Source organism: Limnothrix sp. PR1529 (assembly GCF_002742025.1).
In the GTDB taxonomy this organism is placed as follows: domain Bacteria; phylum Cyanobacteriota; class Cyanobacteriia; order CACIAM-69d; family CACIAM-69d; genus CACIAM-69d.
The window spans coordinates 1-17,776 of the sequence record NZ_LIRO01000027.1 but is presented as its reverse complement, the minus strand read 5'-3'; the positions used below and the strand labels follow the sequence as shown (position 1 = coordinate 17,776).

The following is a 17,776-nucleotide window of genomic DNA, read 5'->3' as shown; positions in this document are numbered from 1 at the left end:
TGTGTATAAGAGACAGCAAATTGGCCGAGCGATTAAAGGGCGATCGCCCTGCCGGTTCCATGGGTTGCACCGAAGATCCCGTGAGGGCCTTGGCCTTAAACTTCACCCACCCTTTGTAGGGATGACATTTGGCCGTGCCCGCCAGGGAAACCCAACTGCCCACATGCAAGGTGTGGCCCAGGCGCGATCGCAACGGCTTGGCCAACTTGATCTGTTCAATGCGTCCGTCGGTTTCGAGTTGAAGCGCCTTGCAGCGGCCGGCCTTGTCGGTGTGGGTGGCACAAATGCGACCGCTCAGTTGGAAAAATTGTCGTTTTTTAAAGGGATAAAAGACTGATTGCAGCCCAAGCCGAGGGGGCGTGGCGGGGTTGAAAGGATTATGCGCGTTATGCAAGGGGCGATCGAACGAAAACGGCTTCACGAAGTCCTCCAACTATCCAGAAAGATTTGCAATAAGGGAGGCTAAACAAAGGGGGTACGTCGATCGCCACCCCCGCTTCAGCCCATCAGGCTTGATTTATTGAGAAAACTATTCAATTAGAGTTTAGTGGATCTTGGCACACTTGCATCAAGGCGATTGAAAGAGTTTGCAAGAGGTTGCCTGCGCACAGTTGGATGGGTTAACGGCGAATTAACGTTTGATTAATGGGGCGATCGGTTATGGATTGCCCTTTAGCCACTCATTCCCCTCCTCCCTCGCAATGCAAATTTGCGTCGAACGTTTCACGGTCACCAAGCGATCGCCCCTCACCATCAGTCGCGGCACAAACCACGGCAATACTAATCTCTGGCTGCGGATCTTTGCAGAGGGCTACGAAGGGTGGGGCGAGGCTTCCCCGGTGGTGCATGGGGCCCACGCCCAAACCACTGAGGCCTTGGCCAAGGCTCTGGAGTCGATCGGGCCGCAACTGGCCGGCTGCCACCCGCTCGATCGCCAGCAAATTGCCGATCGGGTGCGCTCGTTGCCCTCGGCGGCGCGGGCGGCGATCGATCTGGCCCTGTGGGATTGGGCGGGCAAGCGATCGGGATTGCCCCTCTGGCAACTGTGGGGAGGCGATCGGGAACGGATTCCGCCCATTTCCGTCACGATCGGGATTGGCTCTCCGGCGGCGGCCCGGGAGCGGGTTCAACAGTGGCGATCGGTGATTGAAACCCCTTGGCTGAAGTTGAAGCTCGGTAGCCCCGAGGGGTTGGCGGCCGATCGGGCCCTGGTGGAAGCCGTGTTGGCAGAAGCCCCAACGGCCAAAATTTTGGTGGATGCCAATGGGGGTTGGGACTTGGCCGGGGCGATCGAGATGGCCCGCTGGTTAGCCGATCGGGGCGTGGTTTATCTGGAACAGCCCTTGCCCGTGGGCCAAGAAACCCAACTCGCGGAACTGAAGGCGCGATCGCCCCTCCCGATTTTTGTGGATGAAAGTTGTTTTGATGAGCGAGATATTCCGCAGCTTGCGCCCCACATCCACGGCATCAACATCAAGCTGATGAAATCCGGCGGTCTGACAGCGGCCACAAGGCTGGTGGCCACGGCGCGGGCCTGTGGCTTGCAAGTGATGTTTGGCTGCTATTCCGACAGTGCCTTGGCCAACACCGCTGCCTTGCAGCTAGGCCCCTGGGCCGATTACTTGGACTTGGATAGCCATCTGAATTTGATGGACGATCCCTTTGTGGGCGCGGCGATTGCGCCCGGTGGTCGGTTGTTGCCCCCGATCGAGCCAGGGCTAGGGGTGCAACGGCGCGATCAACCTGCCATTGAAGAGCCTTAGGCAGAGACAGCGCCCGATCGAAGCGGTTGATCGAAGCAGTCCTTTGGCAGATCTAGGCCGTCGGGGCTGGTGAAATCAACGACACAACCACGATCGAACCCTCGCCTTGGGCCACCTCCGCTCGCAAGTTGGGGCCAAAGAAGCGCTCAATCTTGTCCCGCTTGGTCTGCCAGGTTTCAAAGGGCATTTTTGGAGATTCAAACTCCAGGATCAGCCCATAGTCTCCCTGCAAGTCCACCTCTTCCACGCTGACCAGCTTGGGCCGTTCAGGATCCGTGGGAGCCAAGCCCAAACGCTCCAGCGCCAAGGAAAGATGGGCCTCTTCACCGTAGCGATAACGGGTCACATCCTTGCGCACCTGGTTTTGGGTGGGGGTGGCCAGGCGATCGCGCAGGGCAACGACCTCCGAAGACGTGGGAGTTTTGTAGGGGGCTGGTTTCAACTCCGCAGCCTTCAGGGCCAAGCCCCCCAACAGCACCGGCACGCCGTAAAAAAAGGTGATCAGATTCAGGGTTGAGTTACCAATGACATAGGCCACTGCCGCGATCGCCGTTAAGGCTCCACCGGCATAGAGCAAAATTCGAGCAAGGGGAAGGCTGCCAAACACGATCGCGTTCCGGGTATTCATTAACTAATGTAAATTCTGAGATGGAATGGCCCATTCGTCTAGCGGACGGGACGATCCCCAACTCCGCACCGACAGGACTGGATAACCGACCCGAACCCTTTTGCCCCCAACCCTTTAGAACGCTTTCGTAAAGCTGAGGATGACTGTGCCATGGATGTGCAAGTGCTGAAAGATCAGGTGCGATCGATTGCGGCCAAACGAGATTATTTATTGTCGCTGCTCGATCGAGCCGATTTGGGCCCGATTCGGATTGATGTGAACCAGGCCTTGGAAGAATTGGATGATTTGATTGCGGAATATGAGGAAGCCTTTCCCGGCGAGGCGATTCCCCAGGTCTAATTCCCCAAACCTGGGGGGCGCGATCGATCCCAAATCCCATCGGCAGCGGGGCCCCGCAGGAGATCCGAAAAACGTAGTAGCGCGACAATACATTGGGTTAAAGTTGCGGAGCCAGTCGTGGTAACAAGGGGCTTAAGCCCCTTGCTGCTTAACGATCAGGTGACGGTAATAGCTATGTAATTTAACCCAGATGAATTAAGGTAGATACTTTAGTAGGGTCTTAAAAGTAAGGGGCCTTAAAAACAGTGGGCCAACAGTTCTTGGGCGGCAGATAGTCCCGATCGCATTGCCGCTTCTAGGGATTGTCCCGGCGGATGCGCTGCACACCAGTCCCCCGCCACCGCCAGGGCCCGATCGGGATCAATCCAACACCCCTCATCCAACGGATTTCGGGCGATCGCGTAGCGCCAACGGTGTACCTGAATCCATTCGGGCTGTTGCAGGTGCAAGCCCAGATCGGCCCCGGCGCGATCGAGCAGCGCTTGCCCCACGGCCTCCAGCGTTGGCACATCCCACAACCGCTCGGCCACCGCGGCCGAACTTTGCAACAGCAACACCGGTTGCCCCATGGCCCAGATCCCGTCGGCCTTGCTGTCTTCGCGGGCTAACCAGCGCCAATCGGTGGGAATTTGGGCCCGAATTCCCTGCCAAGCTTCCCCATTGGGCAACTGCAATTCCCGATCGGGGCCATAGGCGGCCGTGACGCTGAAGCAGGGATCGAAGGTCACTTGGCGGGCCTGCTTGGCCCAGTCGGGGGCCACCGACTCCAGCAAGTCCGCCGCCTGGGGAGCCGGAATGGCCAGCACGATCGCCCCAGCAGTCCAAAATTCCTGCTGTTGCTCCGGTTCGATCGCCGCCGGAAAATCACACTGAATTGTCCAAGGTTCTCCCAGTTTTTCTGGAGCTGTCAGGGCAATGGCCCGGTGGCCACGGGCGATCGTTAGCCCCGCGGCCAATTGTTTGGCCGCAACGCTCAAGCCAGCGGGCATGGCCCAGCGTTGATCCCCCGGAATGGTTCGCAAGCCCTCGGCGGTCAGGTGATGGAGCGGTTGGGGCCAAGGTTGCAGGTCGCTGGTGTTTTGCAGTTCCTGGATCCAAGCTTCCGTTAAGGGCCCCTGAGGTTCCAGGTAGGGCAGGCCTCGATCGGCCCGACTGTCCAAATGGCGACGGGTATTTAACCGCCCACCCAATCCCCGAGACTTTTCCAGCACCACGACCGATCGCCCGGCCGCTTGCAGTTGGCGGGCTGCCGTGAGTCCCGCCAAACCTGCGCCAATCACCGCGACGGAATGAGAGGGAGTTAAAGTCGGGGGAAGCGTTGTCATAGGGACTTGATATCGGGGCGATCGGGCCAGGAATTTTACGGAGACTTTGCGTTATTTTTGGGGCAACCCAGCAGCACGGGCTAAACGGCCAAGCCCATGGTCAGGGTTACCGGAACTTCAGACACTAAGACGAAATGCAAAGAAAATCTAAAGATTGTAGCGAGATTTAGCGCGATCTTACGTCAAGGCCATGGGCGTTTTCCCATCCCTTTGTACAATGGGGCTGACCCCAGGGCAAAGCAAATTTAGGCGTTGAGTTGCCATTCCTGCGCCCTTGTGTGACACCTTTGGGAGCGATTGGCGCTAACTCTCACCCAAGCCATAGAAACCAAGCCATAAACAGGCTATTAGCGAGCCATTCATTGGCGATTCAAACGCTATTTAAACGCTGGCAATCACGCTGGAAATGATGCGGAGTTGGGGCTGTGGACGAACTGCGAGCAGCATTGGAATTAGCAACTAATGACGAGTTGCGCGAACTGACGGAGATGCTGTTCGCGCGGAAGTTTAACCCCTTGGACTACGTTGCTACGCCCGATCCCCTGTCGGTGCAGAGCCGCGATCGGGAAGCTTGGTTGGACGCGATCGACCGCCGATTTCGCTACTTGGCCGCCGATGGGCTAACGGTGTTGCGGGGGCGGTTCCATGAGGTGACCTACCGCGATGTGTTGGTCAGGGTTTGCCAACATTTGCGATTGCCCTACGGTGAAACCTGGACGGCAACGGAGCTGGAGGCGGAAATTTTTCTGCATTTGCTCGATCGCGCCTGGAAGCGATTGCCCAAGCGCCAACGGGCTGCCCTGACCAAGGACTTGCAACGGTCAATCGCCACAATTCCCGGTGTGGATGCCATTCCCGTAGCCCTGCGGCGCGATCCGGTGCGGCTGCTGTTGGAAGGGGGCAGCGCGATCGCCCTGGATGCGGTGGTGCGGCCCCTGGTGTTGCGGCAAATTGCCCAGCAGTTTGTAACCCACATGGTGCGATATCAGTCGGCCCAGGTGGCGATCGCGGCTTCCGGCGGCGCGGCGGCGGCCCTGGAAACCCAAGTGGCGGCCAAGATGGCCCAACGGGGAATGATGATGACGGCCGCTCGCTATGGTGCTGCGCAAACGGTGTTGGCGGTGATGGGGCCCCTGATGTGGGGCTGGTTTTTTGCGGATTTGGGTTGGCGAACGATCGCCACCAACTACGGGCGGATTGTGCCAGCGGTGTTTGCCCTGGCTCAAATTCGGATGACACGCGGCGATGACGCGATCGCCTACGGATTTGCCTAGGGAGCGCGCCTAGGCCATGGGGAAGTTGGCCGCGCTGGGGCGGGTTTGGCTGTGGCCCACGCGCTCGATTGTGATTGACCCGGCCCTGTTGGGGCCTTGGGCGGGTCTTTGGTGGGGGCTGTTGGTGTTGCCCCTGAGTCCGGCCTTGGGAGCGGTGGCGATCGGGCTGGGGATCATTGCCACCTATTGGCAACGCTGGAATGCAATTCGGCGCGATCGGCTGGTTTGGGCCTGGGGGGCGATCGGCCTGGTGATGTTGTTGTCCTTGCCCGGTTCGCCCAACTTGGAGCGGGCGGCGTTGGGGCTGGCGAATTTCTTACCGTTTTTTTGGGCCTTTGGGGCCTTCAGCCAATTGATCACCCATCGATCGCACCTGCGGCCCTTAGCTCAGGCGATCGTGTGGGGTTGCCTGCCCGCTGTGGGGTTGGGGTTGGGGCAACTGTTTGGGGGATGGCGCGGCCCGGTGCGCATCGTGCCGGTGATTGACTGGATTTTGGCCGCGGGCGGCAATCCGCCAGGGCGACTGTCTTCGGCGTTTGAATATGCCAACGTGACCGCCAGCTACTTTGGGGTAGCGCTGGTGCTGGCCTTGGGGTTGTTGGTGATGGATCGGGAACGGCAGCGACAAGCGCAAACCCACCGCTCGACCCATGCCGCCCCCGGTTGGGGGGTGATCCTGGGCAATGGATTATCAGTGCTGTTGCTGCTGGGGGCGATCGGGCTGACGGACTCGCGCAGTGGTTGGGCCCTGGCCGCGATCGATCTTTTGGCTACGGGACTATACGTTGGTTGGTTTTGGTTGTTGGCCCTGGCGGGCGGGGCGATCGCCTTGGCGCTGGGGGCGGCCTTTGGCCCGGAACCGGCCGCCGGGCCCCTGAGGGCGATCGTCCCGAAGGCCATTTGGGGCCGGCTGAATGATGCCCTCTATCCCGATCGCCCCGAAGCCACCCTGCGCCGGAGTCAGTGGGACTTTGCTTGGAATTTGGCAGCCCAACGGCCCTGGACGGGTTGGGGGCTGGGAAACTTCACAGGACTGTATCAACAGGCCACGGGCAATTGGCTGGGCCATCCCCACAACTTGGCCCTGATGCTGGCCATGGAAACGGGCTGGCCAGCGGCTTTGGGGCTGATTTGCCTCTGTGGCTGGATCATGGCCCAGTTCACCCGGGCGATCGGTCGTTGGGGCGATCGGGACTCCCAAACCCGTTTAGCCGCTTGGGGCTTGGGATTCGCCAATCTCGCCGCTTACCATCTCTTGGATGTCACCCTGTTTGATTTGCGGGTGAATCTATTGGGCTGGGTGTTGTTAGCGGGAATGCATGGCTTGCTCAAGGCCTAGGCCTTGAGCAAGCCATGGAATGACAGGGGCTGGGATCGGTTGCCAAAGCGGATGGCCCCGAAACCCAGCCCATTGAGCGCCTAACGCCTAAACTGCCAGTTCGTAGGGGCTTTCCAGCTTGTCCAACTGCCGCATCAGCAGGCTCAGGAACAGACCCACATCGGTCACCACGCCCACGGACTCCAGGGAGCCGCGATCGGCCAGTTTCGTCACCACCGCCGGGTTGATGTCCACGCAAACCAGCTTCACACCCGCTGGGGTCATGTTGCCCACCCCGATCGAGTGGAGCATGGAAGACAGCATGATGATGGTGTCTGCCCCTTCCAGCAGTTGGGCGTAGGCTTGCTGGGCTTCCACCATGTCCGTCACCGTATCCGGCAAGGGGCCATCATCGCGGATTGATCCCGCCAGCACAAAGGGCACATCCTGTTTGACGCACTCATACATGATCCCGTTGGTCAACACGCCCTGCTCCACGGCCTTGGCAATGTTGCCGCAGCGGCGAATGGTGTTGATCGTCTTCAGGTGGTGGCGGTGGCCGCCGCGCACCGCGATTCCTTGCTTCATGTCCACCCCCAAGGAAGTGCCCATCAAGGCCTGTTCCATGTCGTGAACAGCGATCGCGTTGCCGCCCAACAAGGCATGGACATAGCCTTCGCGAATCAACCGCGAAAGGTGCTCACCGCCGCCCGTGTGGATCACCACCGGCCCCGCAACCACAACGGTTTTGCCGCGCCGCTCCCGCACCTGGCGCAGTTCCCAAGCAATTTGTTCCACCACCAGTTCCACGCGGCGCTCGCTGGAAACGCCGGATCCCATGAAGGTAAATTCCTGGGACTCGCGGGCCGTGCGATCGCCCCGGGCTTCGGCCTTGCGCACCGTGCGGATCCCGTCAATGCCGGTCACCACATACTCACCCAACTCCAGATCCCGCAGCAGTTTGCAGCGAGCCACCGGTTGCCCTTCGTTCAGGCCCGAGATCGCGATCGCCCCGTCCATCCGCTGGTTTTGCAGACGCACCCACTGGCCTCGGATCCGTACTTCCGTGGGGTAAATGGTGGTGACGTAAAAGTCATCGGGAGCCACGCCGGGCAGCTCAATGGGTTCCAACTGAGCATCCCGCTCGGCGCGATCGTCTGGAGCCACGGCCCCCAGATCGATCAACTGAGCCATCAATTCTTCCATCACCTCATGGGACGGTGCGGAAACCTTGATCCGAGCGGCGGAGGTGCTTTGGCGCTGCTCACCCAACCGGAAGTCCAACACTTGGAAGCTGCCGCCTCCTTCCACAATCAAGTCCAGGGCGCGGTTAATTAGCCCCGAGTCCAGCAAGTGCCCTTGCATTTGGATTACACGGGTTTCAACGCCGGCCACCGCATGGCGATCTTCCATCACCGGCTCATTCACCCGCAGGGTCAGGCACTTGGCCGCGCCACCCGCCTTCAGGAATTCCGTGAGGGGCGTTTCCACCACCTCAAACCCGGCCCGCGCCAGGGCGGATTTCAGGCTGTTGCTGGCCTTGTTCATGACCACCACTTGGCCCAGGTTCACGGAGTTGCAGGCAAAGTTCACCGCGTCGGCTTCCTCGATCGCGATCCGCTTGGCCGCCGGAACCCGTCGCTCAATCAGTTGGTTGGAGTAGGCATCGAATGCACCGGGATAGTAGAGCAAGTAGCCGCCTTCGAGGGGACAGAAGCAGGTATCCAGGTGATAGAACCGCTCATCAACCAAGTGCAAAGACAGCACCTCAATATCCAGCCATTGGGCCAGGTAGGGATGCGAGTCCAATTCAGAACGGAAGCCATAGCCCGCCCAGAGCCACCGCCCTTCGCGATCGAACAGGGCATCGCCGGCCCCTTCAAAGGGCAAATCCTTGGGCAGTTCGTAAACCGTGAAGCCGTTTTGCTCAAACCAGGCTTTGAAGTAGGGTTCTTCACCCTGCCGTTCCTTGTGATAGAAGCGACTGAGAACGGCCTTGTCTCCCAGCACCAGGCCGGCGTTGGCGGTGAACACCATGTCGGGCCAACCTTTGGCCGGTTCCACCAAATCGACGATCGCCCGAGCCTTGAGCACTTTGTAGAGTTTTTGCCACTGCTCCACTGCCCGATCGCGCGAGGACTTGTGGACATTGCCCTCCATCCAGGGATTAATCACATAATCCACGTCGTAGTGGTCAGGCGAGCACATCAGAATGCGAAGCTGGGCGGTCATAACAGTGTCAGGTTGTGTGTAGGCCGAGGTTGAGCAAACAAGCCGTGGTCTAAACCCCGATCCAAGCTTGAATCAGGGAGTGATTGGGGCGCGGGTTCTGTGGAGGTTATTCTAAAAAATGCCCCCGTTCCGCAAGGTTCACAGGCGACAGTTTTCAGAGTCATTTTCAGGGCCGAGGCTGGGGCGATCGGGTGCCGATGGGCACGGAAACGGCTCAGTGGGCAGGGGTGGAATCGGTTGGGTTGGGGGTTTCGGCGGGTTCCGTCTCTGGGGGAGAACTGATCGGGATCGGTCGCCAACGCCACCACCCGATCGCCCCCAACAACCCAATCATGAGGCCGCCAATGCCCACCCAACTGGGAACCCAAAACACCGCTTCGATCGTGGTGACCGTGCCCGGTTCCAAAGTCCAAACCCAGCGGCCCTGTTGCCGTTGGGGGCTGGGTCGGTTGGGCTGGGTCGGGCCCGGTTGTCCTGCTTGGGGGTTCAAGTCGGGTTCCGGGTGGGGCCGTTGGACAGTGCTTTGGCCCCAATGGGGCACTCGCAAGCCAAATTGCCAACGCAAGAGCCGGCTCGTGTCCACCAGGGCCAACTGCTCGCCGCCCAGGGCCGCCAGCGATCGCAAGTCCACCTCGTAGCGAAGTTGGTTTCGGACGGCGACCAACCAATTTTGCTGTTGCAATTGGAACTGGCTGGGAAAGGCCAAGGGATCGAGCAAAGCCGGATCTGGCAACGAATTCCCATTCACCTTTGGCGTTGGATCGATCAGCCGATCGCCCCCTCTGGCAATGGATCTCGTTTGGGCGGCGGTGGTCTGGTGGTCGGAGCGATCGCCTGACTTCGCCGCCTCTCGATCGACGATTCCCAGGGTTTGGCTGAATGTCTGAAAGGTGGATTGTAAATCTTGCCCGTTCTGGAAGGGAATGGCGATCATCAGGGTTCGATCGCTTTGTTCCAATACTTGACCCCCGATCGTCCTGGCTTGGGCGGCCCAGCGATCGAGCCAAGCCTTGGCCGTGGCCTCGCCCCACACCTGCCACCCTTCACTCAGCCGCACCCTTTGCACCAATGCGCCATGGTTGGCATCCGGAAACCGCACCTCCGTATCCAAATCCACACAACCACCCAGCAGCACCAGCCAAACCACCAACAACAACACCCGCAGCGGGTGCAACCCCCACGCCCCCCTCGATCGCCCTCGACGTTGCCCAATGTTTGACCGCCTCCCGGTTTCCGTTAGCCCAGCGGGGCGAGGATGAGCGGTGGGGGCTGGGGTTGAGAGCGGCGATCGCTGCGGCATGATCCTCATGAAGGCCTGGGCAAGGGTTAATCAACGGTTTTTAAATCAACTGCTTTTAACAGAGGGATGCACTCGTTAACAGAGATTCATTTTTTGTCACAAGCAGCCTAGAAGTGGCTTGTTATGCTGGATTCAGAGGACAGACCCCATTGAACTGGGCTAAAAACCCTCGGTCTTCGGAAGACCCTGCCGATTGCCGATGGGAGTGGCAACATCCGCTGAATTAAATTGGCTGAATTGAATTGGCTGAATTGAAATCAAGTTTGCTGAATTTTGCTGAATTGCCTTCGTGACTGGCGGGAGCACCATGGGGCGGTGATCTACGGCTGAATAACCACGAGTAACCGTCTAAGCAATCAACCGTCCAATAACTAGTCCAAATAACTAGATAGATCGGCCTCGGCCGATCGAATCCAGCTTAACCGAGGAGAGATCATGACGACTGCGCGCGTCTCCTCCCCGCAAGTCCTTTGCGTGGGTGAATTGCTTTGGGACTGTCTGGCTGATCAACCCGGCCGATCGATCGAAGCGGTGGAGTCTTGGACAACCTACCCCGGTGGTGCGCCGGCCAATGTGGCTTGTGCCCTCAGCCGGTTGGGGGTGTCGGCTGGGTTTGTGGGCTGTGTGGGCAGTGAGCAGTCGGCCGATCGCCTGCTGGGGGAACTGCAAAGTTTGGGGGTGAATTTGGAGGGGGTGCAACGTCATCCCACGGCCCCCACCCGTGAAGTTTGCGTCTTGCGGGACGATCGGGGCGATCGACAGTTTGCCGCCTTTCGCAGCGGTGGATACATTGGCCACGACACCCGAGAATTTGCTGATACTCGGCTGCAAGCTTCCTTACTGTTGGCGCGGCAGTTCCAAGCGGCCGATTGCTTGGTGTTGGGCACTTTGGCCTTGGCCTATCCCGACAGCAGCGCCGCCATCCGCCGGGCCTTGGACTTGGCCGATGAGCACTATCTCAAAATTGTGTTGGATGTGAACTGGCGATCGGTCTTTTGGCCCGACCCAGGCATTGCACCGGGATCGATCATGCCGTTGCTGGAGCGGGTGGATTTTCTGAAGTTGGCGCGGGAGGAGGCCGATTGGCTGTTCCATACCCACGATCCCATGGCGATCGCGGACAAGCTGGATCACCTAGAAGCCGTGCTGGTCACGGACGGGGAGCGCGGTTGTCATTACTGGATCAGTGGCCATGGGGGAGTGATGCCCGCTTTCAATGTGCCGGTGGTGGACACCACCGGGGCGGGCGATGCCTTCACGGCGGGGTTTGTGACGCAACTGTTGGAACGGGGGCTGGCGGCCATGGCCGATCCGGCCGTTGCCCGATCGGTCGTGGCCTTTGCCAGCGCGGCCGGGGCCCTGACTACCACCAACCCGGGGGCGATCGATGCCTTACCTTTGCGATCGGCCATTGAGGATTTGTTGCGATCGCAGGGGCAACCATGAACACCACCATGAGCACCGCGATTGTCAGGGCGGATTAACGGGGCTGATCCATGGAACTAATCAACCGCTAAAGAATGCCAACTCCCGCCGATTTGGCAAGCCCTTGAGAAACAAAGTTGCACGATCAACAAGTATTTGTTACATTATTTTACAAATAGGAGTTGGTCGATGAAAACCAACAGTCGCACAGCCCATCCGTGGGGCTTCACCGCCACCGCCGAAGTCTGGAATGGTCGCTTGGCAATGCTTGGCATCCTCGCGGCCATGATCACAGAATTGCTTTCCCGACAAGGGGTCATGCACTTTTGGGGACTGCGCTAGCGGCAGCACGAAGGCAGATAGCGACTGTCGTGATTCGGATACCAGTCTCTCTAGTCTCTAAGGTCTCTAAAGTCAGGTGAGTGGGAGTTTTAAACGGCTCCCATTTTTTTATGGATATTTTTCGGATGGGTCTTTTTGATCAGTTTTGCTCAAATTTGACCCGTGTTGATGAATTTGGGTGGGCGTTTTTGATGAATATTGCGGCGCTCCGCCTGAGTATTAGCCTGAAAATTGCGGTGCTAAACCCGCAGGCCTCGCAAACAACGGGCTAGCACGGCACGCACTTCAGCCGATCGCACCCAAAGCACTGGGCTGGTGTTGCCTGGGGGTGCGGGTTCCGCAGGGATCGATCGCCCTTGTAGTCCTGCCAGTTGCGCCAAGGGTTGATAGGTACGGGAGCCAACTTCCAGAACGATCGTGTCCGGCGGGCAAAGGGGCAACAGTGCCAGGGCCGGATGACTGGGGGAGACGATCGCCTCGACCGTTTGAAAGATCCCGATTAAATCTGCCAACGAGCAGGCGGCTGGATCCAGCAAGCTGAACCCCCAACGGGCCAAGTCTTGGGCCACGGCGGGGCCGTTTAACCAAGGGCGATCGCGCCCATCACTGGCCGAAAGTACCCAACGACGGCAATTGGGCACAGTTTGCCGAAACCCAACCAGGGTCGATCGATCCGAGCCTGCTCCCAAGGCCCGCAGAGCGGCCACCCCATAGCTGGAAGGGCCGTTGAAGCGGCGCGGCACAATGAGACTGTCGGCTTGGATTTGCAGGTGTTGATCGAGTTCCAGCAGCCGATCGGGGGGAATGCCCAGGCGATCGAGGGTTTCCCGTTGCCAAGGATGGGCCAAGCGATCGACCACAATCGCTGCGAAGGGTTCCCAAAAGGCTCCCCCCTCTGATTCCAAACTTTGCAAAACCTGCAGCCGGGGCAACAGTTCCTGAAACCAACGGTCGATCGCATCCCCCGCGCCGCTGGCCACCACCGCCACCCGACCCGCCACTTGCACAGTTGGCATCGGTCTGGGCGGTTGCACTTGCAGCCAACGGGGCAAGGCCCCATCGGATAGCTCCAAAATTAGCCGTTGCTGGGCATCAAACACCCCCACCATGCCCCGCCAATGCCAGAGGGAACCGTTGTCCACCTGGGCCGCAAAGGGGCGATCATCTAGGGGAGTCGCGGTTTCCAGGCGAGTGAGCTGCTCTTGATGGCCCAATCGATCGGCCAGGGCCCAAAGCCAATGATCCGCCAGTCGTCCCCGCCAGCTATCGATGAGCTGAAAGGGAGAATGGGCCAGGCGATCGAGCTGGGCTAACCAACGGCGAGCTTCCGGGCGATCGGGATCCGCCAACCAGGCCCGCAATGCCAAATCTTCCGCTATGGCCAGCTCTCCTTGGGCCGCCTGGGCCTGGCTAGCCGTGAGCAGCAGGGGCCCGGCGGTGGGCCATTGGGGCAACAGGGGTTCCAAAGCGGCCCAGGCCGCAGCGGGCCGATCGCGCCGTAGCTCCACCCGTGCCAATGCCAAGGCCGCTAACCCATCTCCCGGGTAGGCTGCCAAGGCTTGACCATAGGCGATCGCCGCGCCGTCCCAATCGTCCGATCGCGCCAAGTCATGGCCCCAAGTCAGTTGCCAGGGAGTGGCAAGCGGCGCGAGGGCCGTAACAGGTTCCTGCACGGGGACAGGAGCCGGTGGGGCAGATTCGGGCGGCGGAGCAGGGGGCGAGACCGGCGGCAGGCGAGAAGCAAACCCCGATCGGCGCGATCGAAACGACGATTTCGCCATGGATTAAGAGGATGTCTGAAAAGCATCTAGTCGTGGGGGCAAGGGGCTTAAGCCCCTTGTCTTCGTCGATCGCTGAGACCCGCAAGGTGGCAGTTTTGGCTTTTCAGGCCCCCTAAGAGTCGTGGGCTAAGAGCTATGGAACAGGGCGATCGGTTTGTCCATCGGTCAGCACCAGCACAAGAGATTCGCCCAATTCGCCCAAGCCGCTTAAAACTTCGCTTGAATATCCGTTGCCAGTTTACCAACGGCCTCTTCAACCGCCTTGCTTAACAGGGCATTGCCATCGGCGCTGCTGCTGCTGCCACCAACACCAAACACCGAGCCGCCACCGCTGCGGGAACTGGCCTCCGCTTCCCCCCGCGCCGTGCCCAAAATATCACCCGTGGCCGTGTCCACAATGCGGGCCGACAACTTCACCCGGGCGATTGTCTCTTCCGAGTTGCCCCCAATGCCAAAAGCGCCCCCGCTGGCCCGCCGACTTTCCACCGTGAACTGCGTGACCGTGCCAATGATCACCGCATCCACCCCATTGGCCTTGCCAATTTCCACCGCCCGCGCCGTGCTCACTTCTCCGTCCGTGCGCGCCACTTGGCTGCGATCGGCCACGCGATATTTACCCCCTTCCACCAGCGCATTGGTCACCAACTCGCTCACCCCCGTGCCCGCAGCGCCGCCCCGGTAGCTCGACCAATAGCCCGTGTCGCCCGTGTTGCCGTAATAAAAATCCAGCACCACAATGCGCTTCTTTTGGGTTTGCTTGTCTGTCTGGGCGGCAGTCGCACTGTGGGCCGTGGCCACCGGCAACGCCACCGCCGGCAGTGCGACCCCCGTTGTCAGCAGGGTGACAACCAATGTTTTAGCAAAACCCAGTCCAATCGTTGATTTCATACAAATGTCCTTGTCGCTCGATCGAGGACTCCCGTGAACAATCCCTCGGCATTCGGCCAACATTTCGTTAATTCGTTAACCAGAATGCAGCGTTGGATGCTGTGTAAACGCAACGCCTATCTTAGGCTGGTGATCTTGGGATCGACAATGGGTAAAAATAGGTGAAAGCCTTAAGGCTTGTCATTTCTTTAGTGTTTTTCCCAAAGTGGGTCAACGCTAAGCGATCGCGCATTTTCAAGGCCCTGAAGATTGTGTTCATTAGATCAGATTTTTGAATCAAATTCCTGGAGAGATCTATTTGATCAAAAAAACAATCTTCTTGTTAGACTTTATGGATTTATGATCATGAATCCATAGAACAAAAGTTGTAAACTTAAAACATTGCAAGTCTGTCATATGCATTGGCATGTATATAAACATCAAGAGACCCATGAAACGATGAGAAAATTTTGGCAGCGAATTCTCAACGAGATTAATTCTGATCGTCAGCATCTCTCTGGACAAGACTCCCTCAAGATTATTGGTTCTAACCTAGCGATCGCCGTTGTTTACTCCCTCTTGGCAACCGTTAGCTTAGAATTTATCTCCTTACCGGGTAAGGTTGCTTCGGTTTGGCTACCCTCAGGACTTACCTTCGCTATTTTTTACTATTACCGATTCAAGGCTCTGCCTGGCATCATTTGTGGATCGATGTTTGGCTTAGTTCCATTATTTTTTGATTGGCAATTTTCTTTCGCTAGCTTTGTTCTTTTTAACTTAGTTTGTACCCTGGCCAACTGCTTTCAGCCCTTGATCAGCACATGGATTTTTCAGAAGAAAGCCACGCTCGATCGCGCCTCTGGCCGAGTGCAGTCCGCATCCTTTTTCGTCATTGCAGCGGCCGCCGGGCCCTTCGTGTCTGCCACCATGGGCATCACCATTTCCTATTGGATTGGCACGATTACTTGGAAAGACTATGGAGTTTGTTGGTTGTCCTGGTGGCTGGCAAGCACGTTGGCTCACTTAATCTTTACTCCTCCCATTTTGCTTCTCAAGGAATTGGGGTGGCGACAGATTTTTGCGGGGTTGCACCGAGCAATGCGCTGGACTTTTGAAAGCAGTGCCATTGTGGTTTTCACCGCAGCCATTGTTTGGATTGACTTTTTTTATGGCTATCCTTTGGCTTACGTGCTCTTTGCAATTTTGATTTGGAGTGTTTTTCGCTTAGGAGAACTGATTTCAGCATTGGGAGTAGCGATCATTTCCTTAGCAGCAATTATCGCCACTTCCCAAGGAACAGGATCCTTCTCCGATCGCACGCCCAATGAATCAATTATTTTGCTGCAATCATTTATTGGGATTCTTTCGATTACGGGGCTAATTTTGTCAGCAACGGTTCAAGAGCGCCAAGCGATTCGGTCAGATTTGGTGCAAATGCTGGAAACGTTGGAAATTAGGATTGAAGAGCGTACCGCTGACTTACGGTTGAGTGAGGCGCAACTGGATGCGTTTTTTTCGGCAGCGCCTTGGGGCATGGGAATTATTGATCATCACTATCGCTATGTGCGGGTGAATCAGGTATTGGCGAAGATTAATGGCTTACCGGAGTCGGGGCATTTGGGGCGCTTGATTTGGGATGTGGTTCCTGGGTTGCGATCGAGTTTGGAGCCACTGTTTCAAGCGGTTTTCACCACGGGTGATTCGATTTTGAATCAGGAAATTAATGCCCAAATTTCTGCTCAATCTCGAATTGATAACACTTGGCTAGTGTCCTATTTTCCGATTTTTGATATGGATCATCAGCCCTATCGTGTTGGTTTTTTGGTGATGGATATTACCGATCGCAAGCGACTGGAATTACAATTGGCTCACCAAGCTCGCATCGATGGACTAACGCAAATTGCCAATCGCCGGCATTTTGATGAAGTGCTGCAATCGGAGTGGAATCGATGTTTGCGATCGACCCAACCCCTCTCTTTAATGCTCTGTGATGCGGATTATTTTAAAAAATATAATGACACCTATGGCCACTTAATGGGCGATCAATGCTTGGTGGCGATCGCTCAAGTTCTTCGGGAACATGCCCGCCGAAGTAGTGATTTGGCGGCACGCTACGGGGGCGAAGAATTTGCAATTTTGTTACCCAACACGACCCTAGCGGAAGCGGTGCAATTAGCACATCAAATTCGCGGCCAAATTCATCAGTTGGCGATTCCCCACAGGGGTTCCCAGGTGAGTAGCCACGTGACTTTAAGCATTGGGATCATGAGCCATATTCCCCAGTCGGGAGATGAAGTTTCTGATCTGATTGCTGGGGCCGATCGCTCCCTATACGAAGCCAAACAGCAGGGGCGCGATCGAATTGTGGCGCTGCCCTATGAGGCAATCCGGCAACCGTCTTCCTTGGCGGGGGATATGCCGCGCGATCGCCCCAGTTCCTGGTAATGGCCTAGGTTGAACGTTCCTTTGGGGCCGCATCACAGGTGTCGTGGTAAGGGCAGAACTGACAGGCGGGGCCCGGCGTGGGGTCAAATTGTCCCGCCCGAATTCGTTGGGCAATCTCGATCGCTTGGGCTTGCAGCGGTTGCAGTTGGGGCTGAGTGAACCATTCGATCGGGCGATCGGGATGGCGCAAGTAGACCAGGGCGGCACGATCGGCCCCCAAGGCATGGGCATAGGCCCACAGTTGCAGTCGGTGTTCGCTGGGCACACGATCGCGATCGGTCTTGAAGTCCAAAACTCCGGCGGTTCCCACCCAGTCGGCCACCCCATTCAGCCGCAGGGTTTGGCCGTGAGGCAGCGCCAAATCAAACCCGATCGGCACTTCCTGCTGAGCTTGGGGATCGTGGCTCAGGGGAACCAAGGCGGGATCCTGCCAAAATCGATCGGCGAGGGTCAGGGCTTCGCTAACCGCTTCGAGATCCAATCCGGGATCCTGGGCCGCCAGGGTAGCGACATTTTGAATGCGCCGTTCGATCGCCCGGTGAACCAACGTGCCAATCCGGCGCGATCGGGCGGGCCCGTCACCGCTGGGGGGGTGATCGTCCACAATGCGCCAAGCAAACCGCCGGGGACAGCGTGCATATTCACTGAGGGCCACCACGGGCAATTCATCCAAGCCGGAGGACACCCAACCCCAAAGGGGCTGACCGTCGCCGGGAAGTGGGCGGGGGGCGGTTGGG

At 58.1% G+C, this 17,776-nt stretch carries 14 protein-coding genes and 1 pseudogene; 7 read left to right on the top strand and 8 right to left on the bottom strand.

The features are described from left to right. Positions 1–421 (bottom strand): annotated as a pseudogene (locus AMR42_RS04620) (hypothetical protein); the annotation flags it as partial. A 280-nt stretch (positions 422–701) separates the two neighbouring features. Between AMR42_RS04620 and AMR42_RS04615 the strand changes: the two are divergent. Next, positions 702–1,763 carry a dipeptide epimerase gene (locus AMR42_RS04615; RefSeq protein ID WP_099532296.1) on the top strand — a complete coding sequence of 354 codons (1,062 nt, stop codon included), beginning with the start codon at positions 702–704 and terminating at the stop codon, positions 1,761–1,763. A 52-nt stretch (positions 1,764–1,815) separates the two neighbouring features. On the opposite strand, the gene AMR42_RS04610 is transcribed toward AMR42_RS04615, so the two are convergent. Beyond that, entirely contained in the window at positions 1,816–2,370 is a 555-nt protein-coding gene (locus tag AMR42_RS04610; RefSeq protein WP_099532297.1) for a DUF2854 domain-containing protein, read from the bottom strand. A gap of 171 nt (positions 2,371–2,541) precedes the next feature. Here AMR42_RS04610 and AMR42_RS04605 point away from each other — a divergent pair, with 171 nt between their 5' ends. Then, positions 2,542–2,730: a hypothetical protein gene (locus AMR42_RS04605; protein WP_099532295.1), complete on the top strand. Its 189-nt coding sequence runs from the start codon at positions 2,542–2,544 to the stop codon at positions 2,728–2,730. Positions 2,731–2,966: 236 nt separating this feature from the next. Here the strand turns inward: AMR42_RS04605 and AMR42_RS04600 are convergent, their stop codons facing one another. Continuing rightward, positions 2,967–4,055 carry an NAD(P)/FAD-dependent oxidoreductase gene (locus tag AMR42_RS04600; RefSeq protein WP_099532294.1) on the bottom strand — a complete coding sequence of 363 codons (1,089 nt, stop codon included), beginning with the start codon at positions 4,053–4,055 and terminating at the stop codon, positions 2,967–2,969. A 425-nt stretch (positions 4,056–4,480) separates the two neighbouring features. Between AMR42_RS04600 and AMR42_RS04595 the strand changes: the two genes are divergently transcribed. Both AMR42_RS04595 and AMR42_RS04590 read left to right on the top strand, forming a co-directional pair. Next, positions 4,481–5,329: a YaaW family protein gene (locus AMR42_RS04595; RefSeq protein ID WP_099532293.1), complete on the top strand. Its 849-nt coding sequence runs from the start codon at positions 4,481–4,483 to the stop codon at positions 5,327–5,329. A gap of 16 nt (positions 5,330–5,345) precedes the next feature. Beyond that, entirely contained in the window at positions 5,346–6,668 is a 1,323-nt protein-coding gene (locus AMR42_RS04590; protein WP_099532292.1) for an O-antigen ligase, read from the top strand. A gap of 87 nt (positions 6,669–6,755) precedes the next feature. Here the strand turns inward: AMR42_RS04590 and AMR42_RS04585 are convergent, their stop codons facing one another. Together AMR42_RS04585 and AMR42_RS04580 are read right to left on the bottom strand one after the other, a co-directional pair. After that, positions 6,756–8,879: a TIGR00300 family protein gene (locus AMR42_RS04585; protein WP_099532291.1), complete on the bottom strand. Its 2,124-nt coding sequence runs from the start codon at positions 8,877–8,879 to the stop codon at positions 6,756–6,758. 214 nt (positions 8,880–9,093) lie between these two features. Then, entirely contained in the window at positions 9,094–10,188 is a 1,095-nt protein-coding gene (locus tag AMR42_RS04580; protein WP_099532290.1) for a DUF3153 domain-containing protein, read from the bottom strand. Positions 10,189–10,614: 426 nt separating this feature from the next. Here AMR42_RS04580 and AMR42_RS04575 point away from each other — a divergent pair, with 426 nt between their 5' ends. Both AMR42_RS04575 and AMR42_RS04570 read left to right on the top strand, forming a co-directional pair. Further along, positions 10,615–11,625, top strand: coding sequence for a carbohydrate kinase (locus tag AMR42_RS04575; RefSeq protein ID WP_099532289.1), 1,011 nt, complete (start codon positions 10,615–10,617; stop codon positions 11,623–11,625). A gap of 168 nt (positions 11,626–11,793) precedes the next feature. Further along, a complete protein-coding gene (locus tag AMR42_RS04570; protein ID WP_099532288.1) occupies positions 11,794–11,946 on the top strand; it encodes a chlorophyll a/b-binding protein in 153 nt (50 codons plus the stop codon). 239 nt (positions 11,947–12,185) lie between these two features. Here the strand turns inward: AMR42_RS04570 and AMR42_RS04565 are convergent, their stop codons facing one another. Both AMR42_RS04565 and AMR42_RS04560 read right to left on the bottom strand, forming a co-directional pair. Then, complete coding sequence (locus AMR42_RS04565) at positions 12,186–13,727, bottom strand: glycosyltransferase family 61 protein (RefSeq protein ID WP_099532287.1); 1,542 nt, start codon at positions 13,725–13,727, stop codon at positions 12,186–12,188. Positions 13,728–13,934: 207 nt separating this feature from the next. Further along, positions 13,935–14,615 carry a CsgG/HfaB family protein gene (locus AMR42_RS04560; protein WP_158234356.1) on the bottom strand — a complete coding sequence of 227 codons (681 nt, stop codon included), beginning with the start codon at positions 14,613–14,615 and terminating at the stop codon, positions 13,935–13,937. Between the two features lie 459 nt (positions 14,616–15,074). On the opposite strand from AMR42_RS04560, the gene AMR42_RS04555 reads away from it, so the two are divergent. Beyond that, complete coding sequence (locus AMR42_RS04555) at positions 15,075–17,039, top strand: diguanylate cyclase (protein WP_368670716.1); 1,965 nt, start codon at positions 15,075–15,077, stop codon at positions 17,037–17,039. A 4-nt stretch (positions 17,040–17,043) separates the two neighbouring features. On the opposite strand, the gene AMR42_RS04550 is transcribed toward AMR42_RS04555, so the two are convergent. Beyond that, positions 17,044–17,776: PD-(D/E)XK nuclease family protein (locus tag AMR42_RS04550; RefSeq protein WP_143472933.1), on the bottom strand; the 733-nt coding region annotated here is incomplete at its 5' end.

Coding starts and splice junctions, on each gene's coding strand:
- AMR42_RS04580 (WP_099532290.1), bottom strand. CDS start 10,188: ATGAGGATCATGCCGCAGCGATCGCCGCTCTCAACCCCAGCCCCCACC.
- AMR42_RS04585 (WP_099532291.1), bottom strand. CDS start 8,879: ATGACCGCCCAGCTTCGCATTCTGATGTGCTCGCCTGACCACTACGAC.
- AMR42_RS04615 (WP_099532296.1), top strand. CDS start 702: ATGCAAATTTGCGTCGAACGTTTCACGGTCACCAAGCGATCGCCCCTC.
- AMR42_RS04590 (WP_099532292.1), top strand. CDS start 5,346: ATGGGGAAGTTGGCCGCGCTGGGGCGGGTTTGGCTGTGGCCCACGCGC.
- AMR42_RS04600 (WP_099532294.1), bottom strand. CDS start 4,055: ATGACAACGCTTCCCCCGACTTTAACTCCCTCTCATTCCGTCGCGGTG.
- AMR42_RS04565 (WP_099532287.1), bottom strand. CDS start 13,727: ATGGCGAAATCGTCGTTTCGATCGCGCCGATCGGGGTTTGCTTCTCGC.
- AMR42_RS04560 (WP_158234356.1), bottom strand. CDS start 14,615: ATGAAATCAACGATTGGACTGGGTTTTGCTAAAACATTGGTTGTCACC.
- AMR42_RS04575 (WP_099532289.1), top strand. CDS start 10,615: ATGACGACTGCGCGCGTCTCCTCCCCGCAAGTCCTTTGCGTGGGTGAA.
- AMR42_RS04605 (WP_099532295.1), top strand. CDS start 2,542: ATGGATGTGCAAGTGCTGAAAGATCAGGTGCGATCGATTGCGGCCAAA.
- AMR42_RS04570 (WP_099532288.1), top strand. CDS start 11,794: ATGAAAACCAACAGTCGCACAGCCCATCCGTGGGGCTTCACCGCCACC.